The 25,827-nt window shown below is 34.0% G+C and carries 16 protein-coding genes and 1 pseudogene; 7 read left to right on the top strand and 10 right to left on the bottom strand.

Annotated features, from left to right (window positions below):
* Positions 1 to 2 precede the first annotated feature (2 nt).
* On the bottom strand, positions 3 to 2,801 hold the full coding sequence (locus B5X47_RS03810) for a UPF0182 family membrane protein (RefSeq protein WP_079588892.1): 2,799 nt from the start codon (positions 2,799 to 2,801) through the stop codon (positions 3 to 5).
* A gap of 579 nt (positions 2,802 to 3,380) precedes the next feature.
* Entirely contained in the window at positions 3,381 to 4,475 is a 1,095-nt protein-coding gene (locus B5X47_RS03805) for an alanine racemase (RefSeq protein ID WP_079588891.1), read from the bottom strand.
* A gap of 185 nt (positions 4,476 to 4,660) precedes the next feature.
* Between B5X47_RS03805 and B5X47_RS03800 the strand changes: the two genes are divergently transcribed.
* The 5 genes from B5X47_RS03800 to B5X47_RS14000 all read left to right on the top strand — a co-directional run bounded on the left by B5X47_RS03800 (position 4,661) and on the right by B5X47_RS14000 (position 9,965).
* A complete protein-coding gene (locus tag B5X47_RS03800) occupies positions 4,661 to 6,136 on the top strand; it encodes an aminotransferase class I/II-fold pyridoxal phosphate-dependent enzyme (protein ID WP_079588890.1) in 1,476 nt (491 codons plus the stop codon).
* Between the two features lie 589 nt (positions 6,137 to 6,725).
* Complete coding sequence (speD, locus tag B5X47_RS03795; RefSeq protein WP_079588889.1) at positions 6,726 to 7,157, top strand: adenosylmethionine decarboxylase; 432 nt, start codon at positions 6,726 to 6,728, stop codon at positions 7,155 to 7,157.
* A 10-nt stretch (positions 7,158 to 7,167) separates the two neighbouring features.
* Complete coding sequence (speE, locus tag B5X47_RS03790) at positions 7,168 to 8,016, top strand: polyamine aminopropyltransferase (RefSeq protein ID WP_079588888.1); 849 nt, start codon at positions 7,168 to 7,170, stop codon at positions 8,014 to 8,016.
* Complete coding sequence (gene speB / locus B5X47_RS03785) at positions 8,009 to 8,860, top strand: agmatinase (RefSeq protein WP_079588887.1); 852 nt, start codon at positions 8,009 to 8,011, stop codon at positions 8,858 to 8,860. Before speE ends, speB begins: the two co-directional genes overlap by 8 nt.
* Before the next feature lie 256 nt (positions 8,861 to 9,116).
* Positions 9,117 to 9,965 carry a methyl-accepting chemotaxis protein gene (locus B5X47_RS14000; protein WP_079588886.1) on the top strand — a complete coding sequence of 283 codons (849 nt, stop codon included), beginning with the start codon at positions 9,117 to 9,119 and terminating at the stop codon, positions 9,963 to 9,965.
* 463 nt (positions 9,966 to 10,428) lie between these two features.
* On the opposite strand, the gene sstT is transcribed toward B5X47_RS14000, so the two are convergent.
* From sstT to B5X47_RS03765, 3 genes are all read right to left on the bottom strand, one after another.
* A complete protein-coding gene (gene sstT / locus B5X47_RS03775) occupies positions 10,429 to 11,682 on the bottom strand; it encodes a serine/threonine transporter SstT (RefSeq protein ID WP_079588885.1) in 1,254 nt (417 codons plus the stop codon).
* Positions 11,683 to 12,006: 324 nt separating this feature from the next.
* Complete coding sequence (locus B5X47_RS03770) at positions 12,007 to 13,524, bottom strand: carbohydrate-binding domain-containing protein (RefSeq protein WP_079588884.1); 1,518 nt, start codon at positions 13,522 to 13,524, stop codon at positions 12,007 to 12,009.
* Positions 13,525 to 13,619: 95 nt separating this feature from the next.
* A complete protein-coding gene (locus B5X47_RS03765) occupies positions 13,620 to 16,487 on the bottom strand; it encodes an AAA family ATPase (RefSeq protein WP_079588883.1) in 2,868 nt (955 codons plus the stop codon).
* Between the two features lie 293 nt (positions 16,488 to 16,780).
* Between B5X47_RS03765 and B5X47_RS14080 the strand changes: the two are divergent.
* Both B5X47_RS14080 and B5X47_RS14075 read left to right on the top strand, forming a co-directional pair.
* Positions 16,781 to 17,884 (top strand): annotated as a pseudogene (locus B5X47_RS14080) (cache domain-containing sensor histidine kinase); the annotation flags it as partial.
* Positions 17,885 to 18,010: 126 nt separating this feature from the next.
* Complete coding sequence (locus B5X47_RS14075) at positions 18,011 to 18,829, top strand: methyl-accepting chemotaxis protein (RefSeq protein WP_408605642.1); 819 nt, start codon at positions 18,011 to 18,013, stop codon at positions 18,827 to 18,829.
* 90 nt (positions 18,830 to 18,919) lie between these two features.
* Here the strand turns inward: B5X47_RS14075 and B5X47_RS03755 are convergent, their stop codons facing one another.
* The 5 genes from B5X47_RS03755 to B5X47_RS03735 form a co-directional block, all read right to left on the bottom strand.
* Positions 18,920 to 21,001, bottom strand: a complete 2,082-nt coding sequence (locus B5X47_RS03755; RefSeq protein WP_079588881.1) for a methyl-accepting chemotaxis protein — start codon at positions 20,999 to 21,001, stop codon at positions 18,920 to 18,922.
* Positions 21,002 to 21,110: 109 nt separating this feature from the next.
* Positions 21,111 to 22,070 (bottom strand): ABC transporter ATP-binding protein, encoded by a 960-nt coding sequence (locus B5X47_RS03750; protein ID WP_079588880.1) that lies wholly within the window; start codon positions 22,068 to 22,070, stop codon positions 21,111 to 21,113.
* Positions 22,070 to 22,957, bottom strand: a complete 888-nt coding sequence (locus B5X47_RS03745) for a glycine betaine ABC transporter substrate-binding protein (protein ID WP_079588879.1) — start codon at positions 22,955 to 22,957, stop codon at positions 22,070 to 22,072. Before B5X47_RS03745 ends, B5X47_RS03750 begins: the two co-directional genes overlap by 1 nt.
* Before the next feature lie 10 nt (positions 22,958 to 22,967).
* A complete protein-coding gene (locus B5X47_RS03740; protein WP_242950995.1) occupies positions 22,968 to 23,582 on the bottom strand; it encodes an ABC transporter permease in 615 nt (204 codons plus the stop codon).
* Positions 23,583 to 23,793: 211 nt separating this feature from the next.
* On the bottom strand, positions 23,794 to 25,824 hold the full coding sequence (locus B5X47_RS03735; protein ID WP_079588877.1) for a urocanate hydratase: 2,031 nt from the start codon (positions 25,822 to 25,824) through the stop codon (positions 23,794 to 23,796).
* Between the last annotated feature and the right edge of the window lie 3 nt (positions 25,825 to 25,827).

Below are 25,827 nucleotides of genomic sequence, written 5' to 3'. Positions count from 1 at the left end.
TTTTACTGCTCCAAACGCTTAAGAATATTTCCAAGCTCGTTGATTTTCTTTTCGTACTCACTTAAGCTTCCTGCTTTCAAAGCCTCTTGAGCTTGCTCATATAGTTCATTTGCCTGCTTTATAAGTCCAGCCTCATCCTCTGGTAGAGGGCTATCTGATGGCATCTGCTCTATATCAGTAGGTTCATCACTTACAGATGACTCTATTTGCTCGTTTGGATCTGACGGGCCTCCAAACAAGCTTGTAAGTGCTTTTTCGAGTGTATCTTCCATCACTACTTTATCATTGTAAGATGCTATTATCCTTCTAACCTCAGGTATAGCTTTTTCAGAATCAGCTCTGATGTAAAGTGGCTCAATATACAAAATAGAGCTGTTTATAGGTATTGTTAGTATATTGCCTCTTAGAACTTGAGATCCCCTGCTATCCCATAGGGCAAGATCTCTAGATATAACATCATTGTTGCTTATTCTAGCTTCCACCTGCTCTGGTCCAATTATAGTCTTGGATTTTGGAAACTCATAGAGCTTCAGCTTGCCATAATTATCTCCATCATTTCTAGCTACTAAAAATGCTGTCATATTTTGTTTTCCTGTAGGTGTATATGGTATGCTCAGAACAAATTCAGGCTTGCCTTCACCTGGAAGCTCAAAAGTAAAGTAAAGCGATTCCATTACTTGAGTCTTTCCTTGATAGTTCTGTTTAGCGATTTCCCATTTGTCTTCACGATTATAGAATATATCAGGCTGATTTGTATGGTAGGTTCCATACATTTTTGCTTGAATATCAAACATAGTCTGAGGATATCTCAAATGTGATATGAATTCTTTTGGCATATCTGACATAGGCTTAAATAGCTTAGGAAAAATCTTCGAATAGGTCTCTACTAAAGGATCTTTTTCATCTACTATATAGTAGTTTACATCTCCATTATAAGCATCTACTATAACCTTGAAGGAATTTCTTATATAATTTGCATTTTCATTAAAAGGCTCTGCATAAGGAAAATATTTTGTAGTCGTATATCCATCTATAATGTAATAAATCTTTCCATTTACAACTACTGCATATGGATCCTCATCATAACTCAAAAATGGAGCTATTTTATTTACTCTATCCATAATATTTCTATTTATTATAATCTTGCTATCAGAATTTACTCCACCTGAAACTAAAAGCTTAAAGCTTCCTTCTCTGATTGAATATAGCACCTTATTCAAGAAGTTGAGTTTAATACCAGCTGTTCCTTGATATTTAGTTGTTTGAAGCTCTTCTCCCATTGGATAGTCAAATTCTTGCTCATCTGTATTTACTACTACATAATCATTTGTAAGCTCTCCGAAATAAATTTGTGGTACAGTAACCTCTAACTCTTTATAATCTGAAACTGGTGGAACATTTCTTACTACCATGCTAGGCTGTCCAGATGAAGTTACTTTGTTTACTGGAGACATAGTAAGGCCATAGCCATGAGTATATTTAAGATGCTGGTTTACCCAGGTTTTAGCATTGTCGTCAAGAGCCTCTTTATCTAGCTCCCTAACAGATAGAAACATCTGAGTAAGCTTTCCATCGATTATATACCTATCTATGTCCACATCGTGAAATTTATAGTAATTTCTAAGACCTTGTAGCTGGTTGTATGCTTCATTTGTAGGTCTATAATCGTTTAAGCTTATATTACTTATAGTATCTTGATTATCAAGCAGGTCATCATAAGTTAAATCTTGATCTACCGAAAATTCTTCTACATCTATGTCATCAAGCCCATAGGCCATCTTAGTGTATTCTAAGCTGTTTGTTATATATTTTCTCTCTCTTGCCAATTCATTAGGTGATACTATTACTGCTTGGACAGCCATCTCAGCTCCTATTCCTAGCAGGTAGACAGCAACAAGGGCTATAGGGCCAAATGCAGCTAATTTCTTATTTCTTTTATATCTAGCTAGTATAAGAGCTATTGCTGATACAATGCTTACTACCATTTGAATTCTATATACGCCTAGAGTTACATTGATATCTGTAAATCCAGCTCCATATATAGCTCCAGTTTCTGAATATAAAAGTGCAAATGAAGCTAAATAGCTTCTAAGAGCTATTATTGCAAAAAATACTACTCCGATTAGCATTATTTGATCTAGAGCTAACTCCATTACTCTTTTTTGGAGGCTTACAAAGCTATTTTCTGTCCTTAGTCTTCTAATTTTACTACCCAATTCTTCCTTGTCCATAGGCTGTCTTATGGAAATAAGCACTATATAAATAACTATAGTTATAAGCATTAAAAATATAATAAATCCAAGTAAAAAAGTGAAAATTTCAGTGACTAGAGGAAGAGTAAATACATAAAAACCAATATCCTTAACAAAAATAGGATCCTTTATATTAAAGGAAGTGGAATTAATGAATTTTAGTATCTGCATCCAAAAAGAGCCTGCAATTCCAAACGAAAAAAATAGTGCAGTCAGAACAGCTACTACTCCCATAGTTTGATTTAAAGTCTTTTCTTCATCTTTTGTCGTAAGTATATTCATATATTTATAGTAATTGCTCTTTATGCGCTGAAGATATATATAAATAAATACTGTAAACGCAACAAAAAAAGGTATTCCTATATAAAGCTTTGCAAATACCTGTTTAATATAAGTAGAGGTATAGCCTACTTCTTTGAACCACAAGAAATCTGTCCAAAAATCAAGTAGCTTTCCAAATGATAAAAGAACTGCAATAATCACCATAAAAATTATTGTAATAGTTATTTTTTTAAAGGTTATTTTCTTTTTCGTCGATTGTGTCTCCATAATTGCCCCCATTTTATATAAATATACTATTGTTAATCTTATAGGTTATTGTTTACCCAAATATAACATAATGTATTCTCAATTAGAGTATATATTATACTTGAGGTTTTTAAAATGCTTTTCAAGGCATAAATTATATTTTTCTTTAAATTTAAAAAAATCTAAATATTTTGTTTAATAAAATTTACTCGTGGTATATATACTATAAGTTCAATATAAAAGGAGCTGATTCCACCAAAATAACTCATACTATATGAAAAGATTTAGTGGCAATGCTTATTTACTTATTTAGTAGAAGGAGTGAAGGGCGTATGATTCCACCAAAAACGATAAGTGAGATTCAGATTTAAACCTAGTCTTTAGATTAAATTATTAATTTCTAACCACCCTTGAAAAAGGTGTTTATCTATAAATTAAAGATTTAGTTTATTTGATTATTGATATATTGAATTAGATTTATGGATTAAAGCTTTATTTAAAAGTAAAGTAAGTAACCTATAAAAAAATTAAAGTATTTAGATTTAAAAACGAATTTAAAATATAAGTAAAGAAGACGCTGAGTAAAGCGTCTTCTTTTATTTATCCTCTATATATTTTTTTAACCGAAGTCGAAGCTGTAAGATAAAGCATAGCCTGATAATAAAGTTCAAACTCTATTATATCTCCTACCTTAATTTCCTCCGCTGCATCAGTTACATCTAAAATTACGTGGTCACTACTGCTTCCTTCTACTGTTATTCCTTTTAATTTAGGAATCAGGCTGTCGTGATGTCCTATATCTTTTTTTCCTAGAGCTATAAGAGCTCTTTTTCTCATTCCCTTATCTTCATACTCTGGTGTATTTCCAAAAGCATCTACAAATATCCTGCCTATAGGATGTGATGGCTTCTCCTTTACCTCTATCACCTGTGCCTCAAGGACAAAAGTATCTGTGTGATAGTCTTCCATAGAATAACCCCATAAATCTATTAAATCTCTAGCTAAAAGCATAGCCTCTCCTACTCTAAGATGATTTATCCCTTTTGGCATCTTAGAATCAAATAGTAGTGGCAATGAAGTTGTAGCTCCTCCTGATACTATTTCTAGCTTTCTTCTTATTAGTACAGAAATCTTTTCACTTATCTGAGCTAATTTTCCTAGATTCGATTCATCAGGGCAAATCGCTCCAAAACAACCAAGATTAGTTCCTACTCCATATAAATGAAGGCTATCTAGCTTTGTTTCTATATGCAGAGCTGTTTTTATTAGCTCTTCTTCATCAAAATAACCCTCTCTTAAATCTCCTAAATCAGCCATTAAAATTACTTTGTGAATTTTATTTTGATTGTTTGCTTCTATATTAAGTGCTTCTAAAACTACTATTTCTGAGTTTAGGCTTATTTCCGAGTATCTTACTACCTGCTCTACTTCGCAAAGCATAGGTACTCTAAGGAGCATCATATCTTCCTTTATACCCTCTTCTTTTAATTTTGCTAGCTTTTCTATTCTTGAATCAGCTATTCCCATACATCCTGCTTTTATAAACTCTTTGGCTACCTCTTTAGAGGAATCACTTCCCTTTACTACTCCAGTGATATTTATACCATTAGCATTTGCAAAGCTCACTAGATTTTTTGCATTATTATATAGCTTTTGTAAATCGATCTGTAGATTTGGATAAGCTGTATTTTCCATGTAGTTTCCTCCTTTATGTCTTTAATGAGTATTTTACTGTAAATTTCGAAAATTATAAATCAATAAAATGTTTTACATAAATAAATAATATTTTACTTTACATTTCAAATTTTTTTGATAGAATTGAAACCATAGTACATTTTTGCAGTATTACTTTTTTTATTTCAAAATAAAGGAGTGATACTATGAAACAAAACCATGAAATACTGCCACTTATCGAAGCGATGATGCAGTATGATCAAAGAGACGTTGTGCCTTTTGACGTGCCCGGCCACAAGCACGGGCGAGGAACCAAGGAGTTGGTGGACTTCTTCGGTGAAAAAGTCATGAGGATAGATGTCAACTCTATGAAATGCCTAGATAACATAGGTAATCCAGTAGGTGTAATAAAAGAAGCTCAGCAGCTTATGGCAGATGCCTACGACGCTGACCATGCTTTTTTCCTTACAAACGGTACTTCTTCTGGCGTACAAGCTATGATTATGAGTGCCTGCCAAGCAGGAGATAAGGTAATCTTACCTAGAAATGCTCACAAATCTGCAATAAACGCTCTTATATTAGGAGGCATTACCCCTGTATATGTTCAGCCTGAGATGAATACTCGTCTTGGTATAGCAATGGGAGTAACTGTTGAAAAAATAAAGGAAGCTATAGCTCTTCATCCTGATGCAAAAGCTGTCTTTCTTATAAATCCTACCTACTACGGAGCCGCTTCGGCGCTAAAAGAAATAACTGAGCTATGTCATAAACATGACATGGCAGTACTTGTAGATGAAGCTCATGGAGCACATCTTCATTTTCATGATGAACTACCTATGTCCGCTATGGAAGCTGGAGCAGATATGTCAGCAGTAAGTCTTCATAAAACAGGAGGCTCTCTTACTCAAAGCTCGGCTCTTCTTTTGAAAGGAGACATCATAGACAAGGACAGAGTAAAAACAATACTTAACCTCACAACAAGCACAAGTGCATCCTATCTACTTATGGCTAGTCTTGATGGAGCTAGAAAAATCCTAGCTACAAGAGGAGAAAAGATGCTTACAGATACTCTAAAGCTTTCTAGAAGCGCAAGAGCTGAAATAAATGAGATAGAAGGCCTTTATGCTTTTTCTACAGAACTAATTGATGCTCATGGTGTTTATGCTTTTGATGAAACAAAGCTCAGCATCAATGTAACTGGTATAGGACTTACAGGCTTCGAGGTATATGATATATTAAGAGACGAATATAATATCCAAATGGAGCTAGGCGATATCAACAATGTGCTTGCTATCATAAGCCTTGGAGATACAAAAGAAGCCCTTTGTGCTTTAGTATCTGCACTAAAGGATATAAGCGTAAAATATAAAAAGCCTGAATTTGACTGTCAAGTTAAGCCTCTAAAGAATCCTGAGGTTGTAATCATCCCTAGAGATGCGTTTTATATGCAAAAGAAAATTCTTCCTCTAGCTGATTCTGTAGGAGAAATAGCAGGAGAATACATCATGGCTTACCCTCCAGGTATTCCAGTACTAAGTCCTGGCGAGAGAATAACAAAAGAAATAATCGATTATATCGAAGTGCTTAAAACTCAAAAAAGCGTACTTACTGATAATCACGACCCTTCTGGCGAATTTATCAAGGTACTAAAACATAACAACGTATCTTCAATAGCTATTTGAGATTAAGCTTTACTATAAAATGTTAATTCAAAGTTAGTTTAAAGACATTAATTTCATATATAAATTTTATACAAAACTGTCAAAATTAAATTTTGGCAGTTTTATTTTTTTGATTTTTTTCAAATAAATTTCAGATTTATCCTTCAATTTTTGATAAAATGTTGATTTTTTAGCACTATTTTTACATCGAAATATATAGGCAGGATTTATATAAAACGTTTTCATAATATCTATATAAAAGTTAGACAATTTAGTTTAAAAATTATAAGACAATTTCTTAAAATTCCCTAGAATTGCAACATCTTCATTTTTATAATTTTCTGATAAATTAATATGTAAATTTTTTGTTTTATTTTTGATTTAGGTGTTGACAAGCAGTCAAAAATGCTGTATTTTGTTTTAGTATTAATAAACTTAAAGTTTACTTTTAGTAAACCACATTTTAATTCAACTTAAGGTTTATCTATACGAAACCACCCCATAGATAAATATTAAGTTTACCAAAATGAAACTAATTATACTGCAAAATATACGTACTATAATTTTGCTATTAAACCAAAACTATTCTGTAAATAAAGGAGTGATACGTGTGAAAATTGAACAACTAGGAAGACATATTCTTGTTGAATTTTATAACTGTGATAAAGAGGTGTTAAATAACCATTCAGAAATCGAAAAACATATGAACGAAGCAGCTATTCGCTCTAAGGCAACTATCGTGCAAAGTGCGTTTCATACGTTCAATCCATGGGGCGTAAGTGGTGCTGTTATTATTCAGGAGTCTCACCTTACTATTCATACTTGGCCTGAATTTGGATATGCCGCTGTAGACCTATTTACTTGCGGAGATAGTGTAAATCCTTGGATTGGCTTTGAATACTTAAGTGATTCTTTAAAAGCTGAGAAATGGGAAACTAGCGAAGTACCTAGAGGACCAGTTGATAAAATCAAAGCTTTTGCTAAAGAAGATTTAGGTGAGGTTCATTTCAAGCCTCAAACAGATTCAGAGATAGCATCTTAGGAGGTTTATTATGGAGTTATGGTACACAGAGCAACAAACAGATGAGGTGCGCTTTTCTATTAAAGTAAAGCAGCATTTATATACAGGAAAAAGTGAATTTCAAGATGTAGATGTATTTGAAAGTGAAGAATTTGGCAAGTTTCTTACTCTAGATGGTCTTATGATGGTAACTGAAAAAGACGAATTCATCTATCATGATATGATTACACATGTTGCTATGGCTACAAATCCTAATATCAAGAAGGTTCTTGTTATAGGTGGTGGCGATGGTGGTACAGTTAGAGAGCTTACTAGATATTCTCATATAGAAAAAATAGATATGGTAGAAATAGATAAGCTAGTTGTAGATGTTTCTAGGGAGTATCTTCCTATTACTGCATCTAAGCTAGATGACCCTAGAGTAAATCTTTATTTTGAAGATGGTATTCGCTTTGTAGCTGATACTAAAGAAATATACGACCTTATTTTAGTTGATTCCACTGACCCTATAGGGCCTGGAGAAGGTTTATTTACTACTGAATTTTATCAAAATTGCTTTAATATACTTTCAGATAACGGAATACTTGTAAATCAAAGTGAAAGCCCATATTATGACCAATTTTCTCATGAAATGAAGCGCGCTCACAAAAAGATTAAAAACATCTTCCCTATTTCAAAAGTATATCAGTTCCATATGCCTACATATCCATCAGGACACTGGTTATTTGGATTTGCATCTAAAAAGCTAGATCCTATTAAGGATGTTGATTTTGATAAATGGAACGCTCTTGGCATCAAGACTAAATACTACAATCCTCAGCTTCATGTAGGATGCTTTGCTCTTCCATCTTATGTACAGGAGATGCTAGACAATGAATAAGAATATTTTCACCTTTATAGGTTTTGATAATGAATTTGAAGAGTCTCAGATAGTATTATTTGGGGCTCCTTTTGACGGTACTACATCTTTTAGACCTGGTACTCGTTTTGCTCCTAACATCATGAGAAACGACTCCTTTGGACTAGAAACTTACAGCCCCTACTTAAACAAAGATTTAGAAGATTATATGCTGTTTGACTCTGGAGATTTAGATTTCCCTTTTGGAAATCCTCAAAGAATCATCGATATGATAAAAGAGCATTCTAAGGCTATATTAAATGCAGGTAAGATTCCTTTTATGATAGGCGGAGAGCATTTAGTAACCCTAGGAAGCGTACAAAGCGTATATGAAAAGTACAATGACCTTCATATCATCCACTTAGACGCACATGCTGATTTAAGAGAGGATTACATGGGCCAAAAGCTTTCTCATGCTACAGTACTCAGACGTTGCCATGATTTTTTAGGCGATGGAAGAATTCATCAGTTTGGAATTCGCTCTGGAACTAAGGAAGAATTTACTTGGGCAAAAGACCACGTGGATATGCATCCATTTTCATTAGATGGCTTAAAAGAAGTGATTGATGAATTAAAAGACAAGCCTGTTTATATAACTATAGATTTGGACGTATTAGACCCTTCAATCTTTCCTGGCACTGGAACTATAGAGCCAGGCGGAATAAGCTTCTTAGAGCTTATAGGAGCTTTTAAAGAGTTTTCAAGACTTAATAACATCGTAGGCATGGATGCAGTAGAGCTGTCTCCTCACTACGACCAAAGCGGTATGTCTACAGCCGTAGCATGCAAGGTTATAAGAGAAATGGCATTAGTAGCTGTAAAATAAAATATAATTTATAATTTCTAGCCATCCATATTTAAGGATGGCTTTTTATGTATGCAATTGTCTATATTTTACTACACGTTATAATCAAACCAAATATGGATAATTTATTTTTTTATTTAAATATAATAAGTACTTAATTAATTGTTTTTAATTGGGTAATAAAATTGTATAATGTTCCTATCACTAAAGTGTACATTATAAGGGTAGTTAATATTAGGGCAAATTATCTTATACTTGGGCAAGGGGATGATATTTGATGGTAAATACAGATATTTTTAAAACAAATGAAGAAATTTTAGCAGCGTTTAAGCTAGTACTACCTTATTTAAACAGAATAGTTCACGACGATATGGCTGTAGGACTTACAAATCTACAAGAATATATAGGCTACTATCGTGCTGACGAATTCGAGCTTGATCTTCCAGAGGGAAAGCCAATCAGAGGCATCTCTACTATAGAAGAATGCATCAGAAAAAGAACGGATACATTTGATGACGTTCCTGCTCACGTTTATGGCAGGGCAATAAAAACCATCTTCACTCCTATTTATGGAACAAAAAATGAAATTATAGGTACACTTAGTTCGGGAATAGACTTTGAAGATAATAACAAATTAGTGAAAAACGTAATTGATTTGGCTGAAGTTACCCAGCAGGTAGCAGAAAGTATGACCCAGTTAGCAAGCTCTTCAGAAAACTTAGCTGAGTCTGGTCAAACATCAGTTGTACGAGTTAATGAGCTTACTATTAAACAAAAGGATACTCTAAACATCTTAGATTTGATAAAAGCAATAGCTAATCAAACCAATCTTTTAGGCTTAAACGCTGCCATAGAAGCAGCTAGAACTGGCGAACAAGGTAAGGGATTTGCAGTTGTTGCCAATGAAGTTAGAAAGCTCGCTGTACAATCTCAGGATGCTGTAAAAAAAATAGAAAGCATTTTGGGTGATATGGACAAAAGTGTATATCAAATCAGTGAAAGCATCGATACTGTTGGCGCAATAAGCCAAGAACAAGCTGCTACAACTGAAGAAGTTTTAGCGAGTATTGAAGAAATTAACAATACCATCAGAGATTTAAAAGACTTTGTAGAAAGATATAAATAAAAATAAATCCACTATAAAGACCTCTGAGGATTATTACAGTCTATAATCATTGTAAATTTGCTGTTTAGCAATAAAAAAACCACCAATCTGGTGGTTTTTTTAAAGAGAGGATATCCTCTCTTTTTTTATGTGTTTTATTAAGTTAGTATGTATATAAATTATATAATAAATTTATAACCCAGATATCAAAATACCTACAACCATAATCAAACCAAACATCATAACTAGTCTTTTTGCTAACATATTAGTCCTTACCATAAAATCACTTCCTAACTGTATATTAAAGCATTATATCACATAAACAACTCGTCGTCAAATTAGAGGTTGTTTATACAATTGCAAGAAAATAATCTTTTATAAGCAATTCTAATTATTATCCACCAGTCAGAAATCCTTTTATTTCCATAAAAAAACCAGTTTCTTATTATAGAAACTGGTTTTTATTTTAGTTATATAATTATTATTAGTGCTTTGCTCTATGAGGAATCATATCAAAAGCTTTTCCTTCTTTACGCATTTTTCCAAACTCTGCTGTAGCAGTGAATAATACGTCTGTAGAAGAGTTAAGAGCAGTCTCGCATGAATCCTGAATAACTCCAACAATGAATCCAACTCCAACCATCTGCATAGCTACATCATTTGGAATACCAAATAAGCTACAAGCAAGAGGGATAAGAAGTAATGATCCACCAGCAACTCCAGATGCTCCACAAGCAGATACTGCTGAAAGAACACTTAGGATTACTGCTGTAGCTAAATCAACTTCAATACCAAGAGTGTTAACTGCTGCAAGAGTAAGTACTGAAATAGTAATCGCAGCTCCTGCCATGTTGATAGTTGCTCCTAGAGGAATAGATACTGAATAAGTATCTTTATCAAGGTTTAACTCCTCGCAAAGGCTCATGTTAACAGGGATGTTCGCAGCTGAACTACGAGTAAAGAATGCTGTAATACCACTGTCTTTAAGACATTTTAATACAAGTGGGTAAGGATTCTTACGAGTGTATACGTAAACTATAATAGGGTTAACTACTAAAGCTACGAAGAACATTGTTCCTACAAGAAGAACGATTAATTGTCCATATCCTAAAAGTGTGCTTAATCCACTAGTAGCAATAGAATCGAAAACTAATCCCATGATACCAAATGGAGCTAAATTGATGACCCATCTAACCATCTGAGCTACTGCATCAGCAAAGTTAGAAATCATATCTTTAGTTGATTGAGCTGCATGCTTAAGTGCTAGTCCTAAAAGAACTGCCCAAGCAAGAATTCCTATGTAATTTGCATTGAATAATGCTTTTACAGGGTTATCAACTAGGTTCATAAGAAGTGCTTTAAGAACTTCTGTAACGCCTCCTGGAGGAGTTAAGTCTCCAAGACCTTCAGTTCCTGGAAGTGTTAATGTAAGTGGGAATACAAAGCTTGCAATAACTGCTATAAGTCCTGCTAAGAATGTTCCTAGTAGGTAAAGTCCTATGATAGACTTCATGTTTGTTTGCTGTCCTGCTTTATGCTGAGAGATTGCAGACATTACTAGGAAAAGTACTAATACTGGAGCAATCGCTTTCAAAGCTCCTACAAATAGAGATCCAAGGATCACTACACCTTTTGCTTGCTCTGGAACTGTAAGCGCTAGTACTATACCGATGATTAAACCGATGATTATACGTTTAACTAGACTTATTTGGTTCCATTTTGCCAATAAGTTGTTCATTTCATTCCTCCTAAAAAAATTATAATATTAATGATTACTTCTTCGGTATTATTTTACCATAAACGAGATGTTTAGAGAAGAGCAAAAAGTACATTTTGTCCACGCAGACGAAACAAATTCCAAATTTCGTTGAAAATTCAAAAATATAAATTTTTTTATATGTTAACGCAAGAGGTAATTTTCAGAATCTTCTATACACAAGAAAACTCCTCTAGTGTAGTAGAGAAGTTTTCAAAATGAGCTTATATATATAAATCTATAATTAACCTAGTAAAATATAAATTTTTATCATTAATTGCTATTTTTTTACATTAATTTTAAAGCTTATTTAGAAATAGTCTCTAGTATAGTATCACCTATTTGAACAGTGTAGTTTTTAGCTTTAACTAAATCCTTGCTACTATATACTAACGCAGAAAATGCTTTTTTGTTGATATGCTCATATAAAACTTTACCTGATTCGTCTTTAATAGTAATTTTTGCTCCTACTGCTATCGATTCTTTAGCTGTTACTACTATATGACTCTGAGCAGATTCACTAGAAAAGCTTTGAAGCATATCACTTCCTCCAAGTGCCAACACTTCTCCACCTGTTACTAAGCCTGTTCCATTATAATCTATCGCTCCATCTCCTCGACCCCCTGAGCCTTCGATTACAACCTTGCCTCCAGATACAGTTAGATTTCCATTAGAGTCTATGCCATCGCCACTCGCATCTATATATAAGTCTCCTCCTCTTATGATAATTTCAGTTCCTTCCTGATTTTCAAAGCCTCCTCCAAGAGGCATTCCCTCTGGTCTTTGCATTTCGCCTTCAGGAACAGCTTCACCTTCTGGTCTTTGTGGTCTATTTTTGATTTTTTCTTGCACATCGGCTGGCAAATCTTCAAAATTCTCTGGTTTTTGTCCAAAGCCCTCTGGTGGAGCTGGTCTTTCTTCTAGATTTTTGTCATTCTGATTGCCTTCAGGTGTAGCTGATGAGACTTCATCTGTTTTTAATGAAGAATCTGTAGCATTTATTCCATCATCAGAAGATTTTATATCAATATCCCCACTTACTATATCTACAACTTTCCCTTCTATACCTTCTTCACTTTCTTTTATATTAAGGCTTTTTCCATCTATATATACATTTTTATCACTGTGGATTCCATCGCCCTTTGCTGAAATTTCTATTACTGAATCTTTGATATTGAGTGCATCGTTTGCATTTAGTCCATCATTTGCAGCTGTGATTACAAAGCTTCCTCCAAGCATTTTAAGGTCATCACTCGACTTAATCCCATGCTCGTACTTTCCATTTACTATTAACTTTCCACTTCCATTGATTGTTAAATCGCTTTTGCTATATATTGCAGCATTTAGTTCTTCACTTTCTGCCACGTCTATATCTTCAATAGTATTTTTTGAGCCCGTAGCAAGGGTAATGAATACCTTATCTGCTGTTAACACTTGAATAGGAGCTGAAACTCCTTTCATAGAAATATTATCAAATACCAGCCATATTTTTTCTGTGTCAGCCGCTTCGACAACTACATTTAATCCATCACTGCTACCAGATAAAATATAGGTTCCTTCTTTAGTTATCTTTACAGTCTTATCTTCTAGCTTCGCTCCATCTCCAGTTATTTTAGCAGTGGTTGAGCTGAGCACGATTTTGGAGGCTTTACTCTCTTCGTAGTCAATTTTGCTGTCTCTGTCAGTAAAATAAGTTGAATCAATTTGTAATGCACTAGAAGTTTCTGTTACTGTAGTTCCTACTGCATCTTGAGCCGTACATCCTGCAAAAGGCATAATTATAAGCATCAAAGCTAGAAACATACCTGCTAGTCTTTTTTTCATTTTATATTCCTCCTAAAGTTTTTTTAATTCCATAAAGTCATTATAGGGGAGTAACTTAAAATGAACTTAAAAAAGCACACCTAGATTTTAGATTTTTATCTGCTTTCTAGATGTGCTTTAGCTTCTTGTTTTGCCCAGGCTACAAGTTCTATTTCTTCAGGGTTTTTCATTTTTTTAGCTTCAATTTCCGCAGTTTTTATCAGCTTCATACCAGAAGCTTTATCTTTGTTAATTATATAAATCAGACCCAAATAGACATCTAGTACGGCTTTTTTCCAAAGTATGTCTACCATGGACTGACAATGCTTAGCATAATCTAGGTACTCTTTTGCCTTATCGTAATCTTTTTTATGATACATAGCTTGACCAGCATTTATGCAAAACACCATAAGACTGGTATAGGCATTTTTGGCTTTTCCTATCTCTATAGCTTTTTCATAGGCTATTATTGCTTCATCGTAGTTATTGTTTAGCCTATGTATCTCTCCTATATAATTATATGCAGCTGCAATATTAAGTGCATATTTTTCAGCCACCTCTTTACTTATAGTAAAGGTGTTAATAGAGCTAGTTAGAACTTCCTTCGCAAGGGTATATTCCTTTTTAAGGATATAGTAAAGTCCCTTAAATCTAAGTATTATACCTGTTTCCTTATGATAGTTTCTTCTTATGGCAATATCTAGAGCAAGCTGAATATATTCTTGCATTTTATCAGCTTCACTGATTTGTATGCAGTAGTAAATCATTTGCTTATATGCCTCTAGAGCGTAGTCATCGTCGTTTATTTCTATTGACTTGCTAATCATTTCACTTATATATTTAGTTCCTTCTTCATAGCTGCCTTCCCTGATTAGATATCTGCCTTTCATATGTAAAAATGCGATTTCTCCTATAATTACATCTCTGGTCTGACCTTCTTTTTGTCTTACCTCTTTTAGTAGATTCTCTATTTCTAGTAAGTAAGCCTGAGTTTGCTTTCTGCTCATATATGCATCCTTAAATAAGGCTTCATCTCCAGATGCAAGTATTGGAAATAGCTCATGAGAGTAGTTAAGATAGCGATTAAGGCTCTTTACGCTATAATCTAGCGCCTTTACTTTGTTTGCCCCTCTCATGTAATGAAATATAAGTCTATGGTATAAATCCATGTCTGCAGGCTTGTCGTGAAGCTGCTTTTCGATAACATCTCCAATTTGATTATGAATGAACCTTCTTTTGATTTCCGTTTGACTTTCGTATATGTACTGTCTGAGCTTCGGATGAGTAAAAGAAAATCTTATACTGTCATTTTGAATGCTCTCTTTGAGAATGTCTTTATCTGTAAGCTCCTGAATTACATCTATAAGCTTGCCTTCCTTGATATCAGAAAGGCTGTTAATCATTTCAAAGCTAGTATCTTCAAAGAAAAACGAAATTAGCTTTGCCACATCCTGAGCAGACTTTGATAAATCATTTAGTCTTTCTTCAAAATAAAAAATCATGTCACTACTTATTCTCTTCGGATCTTTTCCACTTAAAACTGCAGCTATATAATACTTTATAAACAAGAAGTTCCCTTGCGTTTCAAAATAAACATCATCAAATAGAGCTTCTGTTTGCATATGCTTTGGAAGCTGCTGACTTATAAATAGCTTTACCTTACTGTAATCCCAGCGTGAAAGGCTAATAAATTCAAGCTTTTGATTTTCAATCAAAGCTAAAAACTGCTTCGAAATCATATTTTTGTCTTTAATGCTACTGCTTCCTATCATGTATATGCTTATGTTATTAGTAAGCATATACTCTAAAAGATTCCTGCTTTTTTCATCCATGTTATGAATGTCTTCTATATACAGTATTATTTTAGAATTACTGTCTTTAAACATAGCCACAAAAGAATCCCAGAAAAAACTCTCCATAAGGTCTAAAATGTTTTCTTCATTACCTTCCATCATGCTAATTATGCTTTTAAGATGCTCATTCCAGCTATTTATTAGAGCCTTGTCACCAATTTCGTTTACCAATAAATTCTTAAAATAGCTATATGGATGATTTTTCTGAGTTTTGATACACTTAGATTTAAAAATCAAAACTGTTTTATTATCTAATCTATTTAAAAAGTTTGATATCAGATTGGATTTTCCTATTCCTGCCTCTCCTAAAATCACAAATGAGGTAGGAGGCTTATCTAGCATAAATTCCTCTTGATTTTGCTCTAAAAGTCTAAGCTGAGAATACTTTCCAAAGAACTCAGAAAAATCTGAGACTGTATTTTGCCTTTTCTCATTCATAGCATCTAGTACTTCATTAAATATAGCCGTAGTTGCTTCATCTGGCTCTATGCCAAGTTCCCTTTCAAGCGTAGATTTTAGCTTATTATAGCTCTCTATAGCTTGACTGTACGCTTTGGTATTCTTATAGCCTTCTAAAAGAATTTGATAAGCTCTTTCATCAAAATCATCTACTTCAGTGAGTAGCTTTGCGTACTTTATTATTTTATTCCAGTTGATTTCAGGTTTTGTTTTTTCTTCATTTATGGATATGTATAAATTTTGAATATACTTTTCTTTATATTGCTGTTTTGCTTGCGTATACCACTGCTCAAATAAAGGCGCATTCTTAATTGAAAATCCTTGCAGAAACTCTCCCTTATATGCTTTGATAAATATTTCTGGCTCAGACAAAGCTTCAGGATTTGTATAGGTAATTATGTCCGTATTAAGTACCACAAGAGATTTTTCAGAGGATAGCAGTATGTCGTCACCGAGTAAACTTCTTATCTGATAAAGCGCATTCCTGAGATTTTTCTTGGCAAGAGAATCTGATAACTCATCCCAGAATAAGCTAGCAAGCTCATCTCTAGTTGAGTGATTGTTTACTAAAAGATAGAAAAATATTGCTTTAGCTTTTTTATATGGAAAAGATACCTCAGCCTTACCTTTTTTTATAGATGGAATTCCAAATATATTGCATACAATACTCATAAAGGCTATCCTCACCTCTTTTCTCTTCGTACTTTATTTATCTACTTATAGCTTTATATACTTATAGCTTTATATACTTATAGCTTTATATACTTATAGCTTTATATTTTAATAAATTTCTATATATACTTTATCATAAATTTATAAAAGCTGACATAATCCATAACTCTTTTTTATAATTCCAAAGTTTAGAGTTCATAAATTATATCTTAAGAACTATATATAATTTTTTTTATATATAATAAGATATATAAGGTATTTATAAACAATTCATTAATTAGGAGGGCATCAAAATGGGTTTTAGCTCAATAAAGAAAAAGCTAGTTTTTATATTTTCATTAATCATACTTATTCCTATGCTTACAACAGGCTTTGTTTCAAATATGATCCTGTATAAGACGCTTAGTAATTCTTATACGGAGCAGCTTAACACTACCGTAGGCAATATAAGTTCAATCATCGATGAAAATTATAGCGGTTACGAAGCTATACTATCTCAATTAACAGAGAATTCAATAGCAAAATCATCTGCAGTAATAGATGCGGATACTGTGAAAAAAGAATTAAATGGCTTCATTAATGCAAACAATCAAATCTTAAATGTATATATAGCTACTAAAAACAAAAATATGTATATATATCCAGAAACTGAGCTTCCTGAGGGTTATGACCCTACTGGAAAGTCTTGGTATAAAGAATCATTAACTAATAATGGTGCTATTTTATGGCAAGATGCCTATACAGATGTGGCTACTGGCAATACTGTAGTTACTGCTACTAAAGAAATTAAAGATGAAGCTTCAAATCAGATAGGCGTTGCAGGTATAGACATAGATATATCAAATCTATCTAGCTTGTTTAGTGATACTAATATAGAAAAAACAGGAGAAGTAATTCTTCTGGACAAAACAGGTATGATACTAGCTTCTAAAAGAGAAGATTTACTAGGAAAAAATTTAAATCCCAATAGAATTGATACCGATGAGGACACTAAAGACCAAGTCGTAGAAAATGCATTCACTAATCCTGAGGAAGCAGCTTGGGTAGGTGAATTAATAGATAAAGAAACTAGCTCATTTGAAGCCAATGTATTTGGAACAGATAAATTTATTTATTCACTTCGCAATGATAAAACAGGCTGGGTACTAATCGGAATGATTGATAAAAAAGAAGTGTATTCAGAGATTATGTCCATGATGATGACTCTTATCGGCTTGTTTGCTGCTTTTATTATAGTTGCTCTTATTATAGGTATCTATGTATCAAAGAGTCTAACTAACCCTATAAAAACATTAAAGGAATCAATGGAAAAAGGAGAGCAAGGAGACCTTACTGCAGTAGCTCATATAAAGAGCAAGGATGAGCTAGGAGAACTAGGAACAAGGTTTACCAATATGCTAGCTAGCGTAAAAAATCTAGTTCATACTGTAAAGCTATCTTCTAACAATGTCGTTAACGTTTCTGAAGACTTGACTACAAAAGCCAACGATGTAAGCTCTATTTCTGAAGAAATCGCTAAGGTTATGGATGAACTATCCCTTGGAATACAAAATCAAGCTGAAGAAACTGAAAAAGCTTCGCAAATATCTGTAGAGTTCAATGAAAATCTCTCTAAAGTAAAAGACTACAGCAATAAAATAGCTCAAGAAAGCGAAACAATGGAAAGCAGTAATATAGAAGCAAAAAATGCTGTACTAGAACTAAAATCTAAAAATGAAAACACTATATCAGGTATGTCTTACATCGAGGATAGTATAAACACCTTGGTTAAAGAAACTAAAAATATCGAGCAGATACTAAGTACTATTTTAGATATATCTTCACAAACTAACTTATTGGCTTTAAATGCTGCTATAGAAGCTGCAAGAGCTGGAGAGTCTGGAAGAGGATTTGCTGTAGTAGCTGAAGAGGTAAGAAAGCTAGCCGAGCAATCAGGTAATTCAGCAGAAAACATCCGCGAAATAATAACAACAATTGTTGATACCACTAAGGTCGCATCTGGCAATATGGATAATATAAAGGAAGATTTACAAAAGCAAAGCTCTGCTGTTTCACTAACAGAAACTAGCTTTGATAAATTAAATTCAGCTATTGATAATATAGTTGATAAATTGTCTGGAATGAACGATAGTATCGAAATTATGACAAATAACAGCATTTTACTAACAACTAATATCCAAAATATTTCAGCTGTATCAGAGCAGTCCTCAGCAGCTACTCAAGAAGTAAATGCTAGTATTATGAATCAATTAAATGATATTCAAAATGTAAAAAATCAAGCTAATGAGTTATATGCACTTGCAAGAGATTTAGACGTGCATATAGAAAAATTCAAAATATAAATAAACTCCCTTAATTAAAAATAAGCTGGTGCATATGCCCAGCTTATTTTTAATCTATATATTAATTTTTAAAATCATAGGTCTAAATTTTTAGTCCATCTTAAAAAACTCAACTCTTTCCTTCATTTCCTCTGTCATGGAGTTAAGAGTAATTGCTGATGAGGTTACCTCTTCAACTGATGCGCTCATTTCCTCTGCTGATGCAGCTATCTCCTGAGCTGTTGCCGCTGAGTTTTCAGATATCTCGCTTACTAGATTGATGTTTACTAGGATATCATCTTTTTTATCTATGATTCTCTGAGATTCTTCATATGCCTTGTCTATCTTTGGCTTAATCTCATCTACTGAATCCTTTATATTCTCAAAGGATTCTATGGCTTTTTGAATATTGGATTTTTGTTCATTTATTTCTTCGCTTACAGCTTTAGTAGAATTAATCATTCCATCTGTTTCAACTGCTACTGAGCTTATGATTGAATTTATTTCTTCAGAAGATTCCCTGCTTTTTTCTGCTAGCTTTCTGATTTCATCAGCTACTACTGCAAAGCCTCTTCCTGCTTCTCCAGCTCTTGCTGCTTCTATTGCTGCGTTTAGTGCTAGAAGGTTTGTCTGGTCAGATATTTCGTTTATGAGCTCTGTGATTTCATTTACCTTGCTTACGTTATCTCCTACTAGCTTAACCTTTTCTATAAGAGAACTAAAGTTATTGTAAAGTCCATCAAAGGATTCTGTAACCATATTCATTTCAGTAGAGCTTGAATCTGCCAAGGTTTTTATATTGCTTGAAGATTCTTCTATGCCTTTTACTTCTTTTGACATCTGCTCTATATCCTCTGCAAAGCCATACATGGTTTCTGAAATTAGCTTAAGCTTTTCGAACTGGTCAGCTGAGCCAGCTGCCACATCACTTATTGCCATAGCAACACTTTCAGCTGTAGTACTCATATCTTGAGAAAATGAAGATAACAGTTTAGAGCTTTCGTCTATTTTTACAGAATCCTCTTTAAATCCGCCAATTATGCTCTGAAGCTGTTGCTGCATATTAGAAAATGCTCTAGCAATATCTCCTAGTTCATCGTTTTTATTCACGTCCTTGGCATCTATCTCTTCAGCTAAATATCCATCTGAAATATGCTCAGCAACTTTACTTATACGCTTAGATCTTTTAGATAGATTGGATGCAAAGTAAGCTATTATAATCGCCAGTATAATAATAGAGCCTATACATGTAGCTGCAAATATTCCAAGTAGCTTATTTAGCCCTTCAAAAAGCTGCTTTTCAGGAATTTCTATAACTACTGCCCAATTAGTCTCCTTTGCCATATCATAATAGATAAGGTTTTTTCCACCATTTGCTTCTATACTGGTATTCCCGAGCTTTCCAGATAATATATCCCCTGATACGCTGTGAAATAAAGTAGTTTCATCTTCTACTATGTTGTTTTTCATGATAGCATCCTTATTAATACCTGCCATATATAAGCCTTCCTTACTTATAAGCAAGGCACTTCCACCTTTAGCAAGCTCGACATCAGCCACCATCTTTTGAATACTTGTAAGGTCTATATCTGCTGTAACAACACCTATAACTGCAGAATCCCTTACTATAGGATATGAAAAAGTAATCATAGTCACATCTGTTCCAGGGTCGTAGTATGGCTCTGACCAAGCTCCTTCTCCACTTGAATCTGCACCTATCCTATACCATGACTCATTCCAGATATCTACTCCTTCTGTCCAGTAGCTATTGTCTATCACTATTCCTGCTCCATCTTTGTATGCATAAGGAGAGTAAGCTGGCATATTATTATAAATATTTGGCTCAAACCAAACTCCTATTCCAAAGGTATCGTCATTTACCTCCAAATAACTCTCTAGTAGTGCTTCATATTCTGGCTGAGTCAGTGCATTGGGATTTGATGCTACTGTTTTTCCTAAAGCTTCTCCTAGTCGTTTGTGTGCTATAAGCGACTGATTTATCTCAGCTATAGTATGCTCTAGCTTATACTCCATCTGATAGGATATTTCTTCTTCTATCATCATCTTTGAATACATATATCCAATGCTTGAAAGCACCACCATAACAATTAAAATAGGTGGCAATAAAGTCACTAGGATTTGCTTTGCAAGTCCAGACTTTGTTTGAATACTTTGTTGAACATTTTTGCCCATAGACTTCACCCCTCAATTTATAATCATAATAATTAAATTAATATTAAACAAAATATAAACTATATTATAATCCTGTTCTCATATATTCTCAATAGCCAAAAGTTAAATATTATTTAATTATTAGTCTTGTATATATCTCTGTTAAGGAAAACCAACCATATGGGTTGTTTTCTTCATCAACTGTTAGAATAGTCTCTTTTCCAAGCTCTATGCTTTTTTGAATCCCTTGAAGTACAGTAGCGTCATATTTTACTACGCTACTGCTGTCATAAAGGTCAAAGCTTATATCTGACTGCTTTATTACTAAATCCTTGATTTTTATTGTATTAAGGTAAGCCATAAAATCCTTTGACTCAAAGAATTTCTTGGCATATTCACTTCTGTCATTTACTAATACAAAATCCCTCTTTTTTTCATTTCTCTCTATTACCCCATTGTTTAGAAGCACTATTCTTGTACCTAATTTTATAGCCTCTTCTATATCATGAGTGACAAAGATTATAGTTTTTTTAAGCTTGCTATGGATTTTGATTAGTTCATCTTGAAGATTTCTCCTAGTTATTTCATCCACTGCCCCAAATGGTTCATCCATAAGAATAATTTCTGGATTTGCTGCTAAGGCTCTAGCAACCCCTACTCTTTGCTGTTGTCCTCCGCTTAGCTCTTTAGGATATCTTCTAAGCATGCTTTCATCCATACCTACTAGTTTTATAAGCTCCTTTGCTACTGATTTTTTCTCAGTCTCTGGCCTTTTTAATAAATCTAGTACAAAGCAAATATTGTCTTCGACTGTCAAGTGTGGAAGCAGTCCGATTTGCTGGATAACATAACCTATACCCCGTCTTAATTCAATTAAATCATACTCATCTATTTGCTTACCCTTTATGTTTATTTCCCCTGAATCAGGTATGAGTAGTCCGTTTATCATTTTTAATATAGTGGTTTTTCCACAGCCTGAAGGACCTAGTAATACCAAAAACTCACCTTGCTCTATAGCTAAGGAAAATTTGTCTAATACTACATTTTCACTATAGGCTTTGCTCACTTCACTAAATTCAATTATTGCCATTATATCAGTCCCTTTGCTTTTAAAAACTGCTCTGCCACATCTCTTGGATCCATATTCTCTTTTTCAACTTGATAATTCATCTGTATCATTTCATCATCTGATATCTGCCCTGTTAGCTTTTCAAGAACCTCTTCAAGCTCAGGATATTTATCTAGAGTTTCTTTTCTTATAAGTGTAGCTGCTTGATAGGCTGGGAAGAAATTTTTATTATCTTCTAGCACCTTTAAATTATATTGCTTGATTAGTCCGTCAGTTGAAAATGCATTTATTACATCTACTTCATCAGAGCCTATAGCTTCGTACTTAAGTCCAATATCCATTTCCTTAGTATCCTTGAACTCAAATCCATAAACATCCTTTAGCGCTTCATATCCATCGTCTCTTTCAAAGAAATCATATTCTGCTCCAAACACTAAATCCTTGCTAGCTAAAGCCAAATCATCATAGGTTTCTAGGTTATAAGTCTGAGCTGTAGATTCCTTTACAGCAAGGGCGTAGGTGTTATTAAATCCATATAAGCCTAGCCACTTAATATTGTATTCCTCTAGATATCTATCTTGTACTCTTTTATAAAGCTCATCTGAATCTGTTATAAGATCCTCTTTTAGCACAAACAACAATCCTGTTCCTGTATACTCTGGATATATATCAAAATCACCACTTAACATAGCTGGATGTATATTAGATGTTCCTCCACCTATTCCAAGCTTTTTCTCCACTTTTATGTCAGTATGATTCTCTATAAGAAGAGATAGCATCTCAGCCAAAATATACTGCTCAGAATGAGGCTTTGATGCAATTACTACAGTTTTTGGTTCTTGACTAGAGCAAGCTGTAAGCGTCAAAAGTATTGCTGTTAATATCAGTCCTGCTAGTATTCTTTTCATTTTATCCTCCTTAGGTGCTCACATATTGATTTTTCATGAGCCTTTCAACCAATCCTAATATAAAATCAACCACAAAAGCTAAGCCTGCAACTAAAAGGCTTCCTGCAAAAGTCATTTCAGGAAAATTAGTCGTTATTCCTCTCCAGATTGCTACACCTAGTCCTCCAGCTCCTATAAATGATGCAATTGCTCCAAGTGCTATAGTCATTACTACCATAGTTCTAAACCCTGCAAAAATAACAGGAAGAGCAAGAGGAATTTGAACCTTTAGCAAAAGCTGTCTATCCGTACTTCCCATTCCCGTAGCTGCTTGAATTAAAAAAGGGTCTACCTCGTTTATCCCAACATATGTGTTTCTAATTACAGGAAGAAGCCCATATATGCAAAGTGCAATAAGAGCACTTTTATTTCCTACACCAGTTAATGCCACCAAAAATCCAAAAAGAGCAATAGATGGAATAGTGTATATTATATTCACTGTTCCCATAATAAACCCTGCTATAACCTTATTTCTCGTCATATAAATACCAACTGCAATACCTATAACTGTGATTATTAATATAGCTAAAAATGTTAGATACATATGCTGTATAAATAATGTGAGGAAAAATTCTTTTCTTTCCATAAAAAGACTAAAAACGTTTTTTATAAAGGTTATTTTGCTCACCCTCTTTCTCTTTTTTTTTATTATTAACATGGAACTTTAATATTCATACCCAAAACTACTTGAATTTATATATTTTTCTAATAACAAAAAGGCTCATAGTCTGAGCTTACAATTAAAAAACCCCCTGCCAATTAAGGCAGAGGGGATAGTTATTTGGTTTATATACTTTTTATTTTCCTTCAAATATCTTTGCTACAGCAGATTTTACTGCGCTGTCATCAGCCACATATGGAAGTGTAATATGACCTGAGCCAGCATAGTTTTCATTGAATTTTGCACTTGTTTCGATTGAGTTTTCGTTTCTAGCCCATGAACGTCTAGCAACTCCACCCATTACGTCCCAAAGCATAGCTGATTTGATTATCTCATCAACTCTATGGCTTCCATCTAGTACTAGTCCAAAGCCTCCGTTGATTGATTTACCAATACCAACTCCTCCTCCGTTATGAAGAGCGATAAGGCTCATTCCTCTAGCTGCGTTTCCTGCATAGCACTGTACAGCCATATCAGCCATTACATTACTTCCGTCTTTGATGTTTGATGTTTCTCTAAATGGAGAGTCTGTACCTGATACATCGTGGTGGTCTCTACCTAGCATTATCGGTCCTACTTCACCTTTTCTAACCATATCGTTAAATTTAAGAGCTATGTTTACACGACCTTCTGCATCTTGATAAAGAATTCTAGCTTGTGTACCTACTACCATCTTGTTTTCTTCAGCATCTCTTATCCAGTTGTAGTTATCAAGGTCTTGGTAACGTCTATTTGGATCGATGCAGTCCATAGCAGCTCTATCAGTTCTTACTAAATCTTCATGGTCTCCTGTAAGGCATACCCATCTAAATGGTCCATAGCCATAGTCAAATAGCAGTGGTCCCATAATGTCTTCTACATATGATGGCCAGATAAAGCCGTCTTTTTCGTCTATTCCATTTTTAGCTATTTCTTTTACTCCTGCATCATAGATTGATTTCATAAATGCATTTCCGTAGTCAAAGAAGTATACTCCTCTTGATGTAAGCGTCTTGATAAGCTCATAGTGATGCTTAAGTGTAGACTCTACCATAGCTCTGAATTTTTCTGGCTCTTCAGCTAGTAATCTAGTACGCTCTTCAAATGTAATGCCTTCTGGACAATATCCGCCGTCATACACGTTATGGCAAGATGTCTGGTCAGATAGTAAATCTATGTGAATGTTGTTGTCTACAGCGTATTTTAGTACATCTACAATATTTCCATGATAAGCAATAGATATTGATGTTTTGCTTTCTTGAGCTTCTTTCGCCCATGCAAATACCTCTTTTAAATCTGCTGATTTCTTGCTTACCCAGCCTTGAGAATGTCTAGTTTCTATACGAGACTCATCTACCTCAGCTATTATTGCCACACCTTTTGCAATCTCACATGCTTTACCTTGAGCTCCACTCATTCCTCCAAGTCCTGAAGTTATGAATAGTTTTCCTTCTAGGTTCGCATCTTTTCCTAGACCTAGCTTTAATCTTCCTGCATTAAGAAGTGTGTTGTAAGTTCCATGAACTATACCTTGAGGTCCTATATACATCCAGCCTCCAGCAGTCATTTGTCCATAGTTTGCAACACCCATCTGCTCAGCTATTTCCCAGTCTTTCATATTGTCAAACATACCTATCATAAGGGCGTTTGTGATGATAACTCTAGGTGCATCAGGCTTTGATTTGAATAATCCAAGTGGATGTCCTGATTCTATTACTAGAGTTTGATCTTGAGTCATAACCTCTAAGTATTTTTTGATTAATTGATATTGCATCCAGTTTTGGCATACGCTTCCTGTTTCTCCATATGTTACTAGCTCATATGGATATAGTGCGATTTCAAAGTCTAGGTTGTTGTCTATCATAACTTGGAAAGCTTTACCCTCTACGCAGTTTCCTTTGTAATCATTGATAGATTTTCCGTAGATTCTTCCTTCTGGTCTGAATCTATATCCATAGATTCTTCCTTTTGTAGTTAGTTCCTCTAAAAACTCAGGAATCATCTGAGCATGGTATTTTTCAGGTATATATCTAAGTGCATTTTTAAGTGCTACCTCTGTTTGCTCTTTTGTCAGTCTAAATCCTCTGTCTGGAGCTCTTCTGATACCTTCCTCAAACTTTGGCATCTCAGGTAAGAAGTCATCTAGCTTAATTGTCATAGCTCCTGCAATTTCAGTATTGTTCATCATGAT

The sequence above is a fragment of the Acetoanaerobium noterae genome (assembly GCF_900168025.1).
In the GTDB taxonomy this organism is placed as follows: domain Bacteria; phylum Bacillota; class Clostridia; order Peptostreptococcales; family Filifactoraceae; genus Acetoanaerobium; species Acetoanaerobium noterae.
This window is presented reverse-complemented; position numbering and strand designations above follow the sequence as displayed.